Annotated in this window: 6 protein-coding genes and 1 pseudogene; all 7 read right to left on the reverse strand. The window is 70.0% G+C overall.

The genetic code is table 11. The annotated features are described in order from the left end of the window. Positions 1–479: 479 nt before the first annotated feature. Positions 480–980, reverse strand: coding sequence for a hypothetical protein (locus EUA98_RS19250; RefSeq protein WP_130104297.1), 501 nt, complete (start codon positions 978–980; stop codon positions 480–482). Then, positions 977–1339: a response regulator gene (locus EUA98_RS19255; protein ID WP_207219171.1), complete on the reverse strand. Its 363-nt coding sequence runs from the start codon at positions 1337–1339 to the stop codon at positions 977–979. The genes EUA98_RS19250 and EUA98_RS19255 overlap by 4 nt, the downstream gene beginning before the upstream one ends. A 60-nt stretch (positions 1340–1399) precedes the next feature. Continuing rightward, positions 1400–1855, reverse strand: a complete 456-nt coding sequence (locus EUA98_RS19260; protein WP_130104298.1) for a chemotaxis protein CheX — start codon at positions 1853–1855, stop codon at positions 1400–1402. Then, positions 1852–2235: a response regulator gene (locus EUA98_RS19265; protein WP_130104299.1), complete on the reverse strand. Its 384-nt coding sequence runs from the start codon at positions 2233–2235 to the stop codon at positions 1852–1854. Before EUA98_RS19265 ends, EUA98_RS19260 begins: the two co-directional genes overlap by 4 nt. Continuing rightward, entirely contained in the window at positions 2232–3056 is an 825-nt protein-coding gene (locus EUA98_RS19270) for a CheR family methyltransferase (protein WP_130104300.1), read from the reverse strand. Before EUA98_RS19270 ends, EUA98_RS19265 begins: the two co-directional genes overlap by 4 nt. After that, on the reverse strand, positions 3053–4249 hold the full coding sequence (locus tag EUA98_RS19275; RefSeq protein WP_130104301.1) for a protein-glutamate methylesterase/protein-glutamine glutaminase: 1197 nt from the start codon (positions 4247–4249) through the stop codon (positions 3053–3055). Before EUA98_RS19275 ends, EUA98_RS19270 begins: the two co-directional genes overlap by 4 nt. 198 nt (positions 4250–4447) lie before the next feature. Continuing rightward, positions 4448–4676: pseudogene (locus EUA98_RS19280) on the reverse strand (methyl-accepting chemotaxis protein); the annotation flags it as partial.

Raw genomic sequence — 4676 nt, forward strand, 5'->3', positions numbered from 1 at the left:
CACCCCCGGATACACCGGCGACGGCATCGCCCTGGTCAGCTACCAGTTCCGCGACCGGAACGGACACCCGATCGGACAAGAAACCGCACGCCATGGCGGGCACGCACACGCGCACGGGCAGGGGGATCCACCGCCGACCGGGGCACCACCGGGCTCATCGACGCCGGGCTCATCGGTGCCGGCTCCACCAGGGGCTCCGTCACCCGCGAACGACAACCCTGCGCCCGAGCGCCCGTTCTTCGATGCGCCCGATCAGTTTGACTTCACCGGTGCGTGAACCGGTCGCGGGCAACCTCCCGTCGCTCGACGACCCGCTCAACGCCCAGCCCGACCTGCGCGCACGCTTCGTCTCGCGGGCCGCCCGTTCGACGCCGCCCGCACCTGGGGCCACGCCAGCGGGTCGGCCCGCACCAGGGGCCACGCCGGCGAGTCGAACCGCACGTTGTTCGGACGGCGCGCCGAGAGCGGCGGGACCTGAGTCAGATGACCAGAGCCGAGACCCTGCCCTCGCCGTAGCCCTTGATGGTCACGGTGAGGTCGAGCCGGCGCACGTAGGCCAGCACCCACTGCGCGACGTCGGCCGGCAGCGGGTCGCCGGGTGCGTAGACCCGATCCAGCTTGAGGTGCGGCGCCCCCTCGGCGTTGAACATCGACGCCGCGATGTTGAGGATCTCGGAGCTGTTGTCGAACAGGGCCTGGGTCAGCGCGCCCTCCTCGATCGCGTACTCGGCACCCGCCGAAGGCACGAGCGCGATGGCCGCGCCCAACCGAGCCGAGAGCGGCAGGTCGAACAGCACGATGGCCGCCAGTTTGAGGTAGTTGTCGACGTAGATGCCCACCATCGCACCGTCGTCGGCCGTGGGGTTGACCATCGCCCCACCGGTCGTCACGTCGACATCGCGCCCGAGCAGACCCTCGAGCACCTCACGCACATCCAGTGCACCGGGCAGGGGCGTATCGATGCTCCCGTTGGCATTCACGCGAGCACCGGCTCGATGACGTCGCGGAACGACTCCGCGGTGAACGGCTTGGCGACGAGGAACAGCGCCCCGGCAGCCTCGGCCTCACCGCGCATCTCCGGCGACCCCTCCGAGGTGACGAAGCCGAACGGCACGTCGTCCCCGCTGGCCCGGAGGGCCCGCAGCAGCTCGATCCCGGTCATGTTCGGCATGTTCCAGTCGGACAGCACGAGGTCCGGCTGCTCCGCCGCGACGATCTCGAGCGCCAGTGCGCCGTCGGCCGCCTCCGTGATCTCCCAGTCGTACCCCGCCTGTCGCAGCGTGCGGATGACGATCTGTCGCATCACCCGACTGTCGTCGGCAATCACCACTCTCAACATGTCTTCGTCCTTGCCTGTTCGTCGAGCTTGTTCTCACACCGGATCACTGCGGTGACCGGTTCACAGATTCCATACCGAGATGACGAGGGGGCGCCCGCGCCAGGCGAGCAGCACCTCGTCGAGCTGGAACGCTCCCTCGTGCGACGGCGGCTGCCGGCTCACCAGGGGCATCGTCAGCTTTCCCTGCTCCGGGAGCAGGGCCTTGAGGTTCCCGCCGACGACGTTCGCGACCTCGCCGAACGCGTCGACCAGATCAGCCTCGGACACAACCTCGGCCGCGTCCATCCCGAGCAGCGCACGCGCCAGGTCGTCCGCGGTGGCGGCGTCGGTGGTGAGCAGCACCCGCCCGGTGTACGACGCGTGCAGATCGACCCACGCGTGCAACGGGTCGGTGACCGTGGCGGGCCCGTCCCACCACGGCAGCAGGAGGCCGGGCTCGCCGTCGACCATCGCGGCGAACACCTCCTCCGCGATCGCCGTCAGCTGAACTGAGTCAAAGATCCCGATGGCGCTCATACCGTCTCCTCGGCAGGAATCAGCCCGAGCAGCTCGAGCTTGTCCCGGATCGCGTCCGGGGTGAAGGGTTTGATCATGTATTCGTGGGCACCGGCGGCGAGCGCGCGGACGATCTGGCCGTGCTCGGCCTCGGTCGTGACCATCATCAGCGTCATCGCGCGCCAGTCCGTGCGGGCACGGGCTGCCATGACGAACTCGAGCCCGTCCATCACCGGCATGTTCCAGTCGATGCAGGCGAGGTCGTAGACCTCACCCGCCTCGAGGAGGTCGATGGCCTGCTGACCGTCGCCCGCCTCATCCGTCTCGTACCCGAGGTCCTGGAGGATGCGAGCGACGATCCGCCGCATAGTCCGGGAATCGTCAACTACCAGCGCCTTCATGCTGCCCTCCGGGCGTTCAGTCGGTAGACGGAGCTGCGCCCGACGGGAACCCGCTCCCAGGCGTCATCGACGCCGATGGTCGTTTCTGCGCCGCCCAGCAGGAGGAATCCCCCGGGGCGGACGACGGACTGGACGCGGCGCAGCACTTCCTGCTTCGTCGCGAGGTCAAAGTAGATGAGAACGTTGCGCAGGAAGACGATGTCGAACGGTCCCCCGGCCGGCGGGGCGTGCAGCAGGTTGTGCCGGGAGAACGTCACCCCCCGACGAATCTGCTGGCTCACCTCCCACTCGATCCCGACGCGGGTGAAGTGCTCCACGAGCATCTTGGCCGGCAGGCCGCGGTTGATCTCCAGCTGGCTGTACCGACCGGCGCGCGCGCGGGCCAGCACCTGTTCCGAGAGATCGGTCGCGGTGATCTGGACTGAGAGCTCCGGCGCGGAGTCGCGCAGCGCCATGATGATGCTGTACGCCTCCTGGCCGGTCGAGCACGCCGCCGACCACAGACGCAGCTGACGCGTGACCGGGCGTTCGCGGATCAGCTCGGGCACCACGTGGTCGGTCAGCGCCTTGAACGGGCTGGCGTCACGGAACCACGACGTCTCGTTTGTGGTCAGGGCCTCCACGACCTTCTCGTACTCGACAGGTCGCGGCACCGCCCGGAGCCCGCGCACGTACTCGTCGACCCCGGTCATTCCCGCGTGCCGTGCGAGCGGGAGCAGCCGGCTCTCGACCAGGTACTCCTTGCCTGGTTCGAGCTGGATGGCACTGCGTTTGCGGACCAGATCGGCGACGAATGTGAATGTCTCAGTGGCGAGGGTCACCGGGAACCTCCTGTGGGATCGAGGGCGGATTTGAGCACGGAGCCGACCAGGGCTGCCCCCACCTGGTCGAGCGGAAGAATGCGATGCGCGAAGCCCGCCATGGCGACGGCGCCGGGCATGCCCCAGACGACGCTCGAGGCCTCGTCCTGGACCATGACGGTCCCGCCTGCGCCGACCACGGCCTCGCAGCCGGTGCGGCCGTCCGCCCCCATGCCGGTCAGCACGACCGCGAGGAGGTCACCGCCGAAGGCCGTGACCGCCGAGCGGAAGAGGATGTCGACGGCGGGCCGGCAGAAGTTGACCGGGGGGCCGTCGCTGAGGAACGTGCGGGCACCCCGCGCCGTCTGGCGCAGCTCGAGGTGACGGTCACCGGGCGCGATGTAGGCGTGCCCGGGCAGCAGCTCCTCGTCGCCGGCCGACTCGACCACGGTCGTCGCGCCCAGGCGGTCGAGCCGAGCTGCGAGCTGGCGGGTGAACACCGGCGGCATGTGCTGCACGAGCACCATCGGAACGGGCAGCGGGCTGGTGATCGCCTGGAACATCCGCGAGAGCGCCTCGGGCCCACCGGTCGAGGAGCCGACGATGACCAGTCGAACCGGCCGCGGCTCCGATCGGGGAGCGAGGGTGATCGCGCCCGACGACGACGCGGCGGCGGGCGCCGCCCGGAACTCTGCGGTCCGGTAGTTCGCCCGGGCCGGGCCGGCGGCGCCGCCCGGAGCCGCGGTCGCCGGTGCCGGGCGCGGGGCCCCGAACGTGCGGGGCAGCGTGGGCCGGCCCGCCCCGGGGTGCGGCACGAGGGCCTTGATCAGCGGGACGAGGTCCTCGGCCACCTTCGCCAAGGACGCGGCGACGCTGCCCTGGTTCGCGGGCTTGGTGACGTAGTCGGTGGCCCCGGCGGCGAGCGCGTCGAACGTGGCCGATGCGCCGCGCTCGGTGAGCGTCGAGAACATGATGATCGGCATCTTGTCGCCGCGACGGCGCAGGGCCCGGACGGTCTCGATGCCGTCCATGACGGGCATCTCGATGTCCATCGTGACGAGGTCCGGGGCGAGCTGCTCGATCTTCGTCAGTGCGATGTGCCCGTTGGCCGCCGTGCCGATGACGTCGATCTGCGGTTCGCCCGCAAGAGCATCAGCGACGAGGCGGCGGACGACGACCGAGTCATCGACCACAAGGACCCGGATCCGCGTCACTCGTACCCTCCACACTTTCGTCGTTCCGAGTCCCGCGCTTGCGGGGTCAGGAGCCTCATCGACCGTGCACGGGGCGTGTTGAGTGATGTACCTCGACGTCCGTGGCAATTGCCCGATACGGCCGGTGGGCGCGCCGATGCCGCTGCAGGGGCGTCGCCATGGGCGCGCCCCTGCAGCCGGCGAGGCGCGCCCCCGAGGTCAGTACGTGAACGCAGCGACCCGCTCACGCAGGTCCGCGGACATGCGCGCGAGATCGTCTACCGAGGTGCCCATCTCGCCGAGGACACCGCTCGCCTCGGCCGCGGACGACGCGACCCGCAGCATGCTCGCGGCGATCTCCCCCGAACCGTTGGCCGCCTCGGTGACCGACCGGGACATCTCGTTGGTGGTCGCCGTCTGCTCCTCGACCGCACTGGCGATCGTGAGC

Origin of the sequence: Pengzhenrongella frigida, from assembly GCF_004168625.1 — a bacterium.
GTDB classification, from domain to species: Bacteria; Actinomycetota; Actinomycetes; order Actinomycetales; family Cellulomonadaceae; genus Pengzhenrongella; species Pengzhenrongella frigida.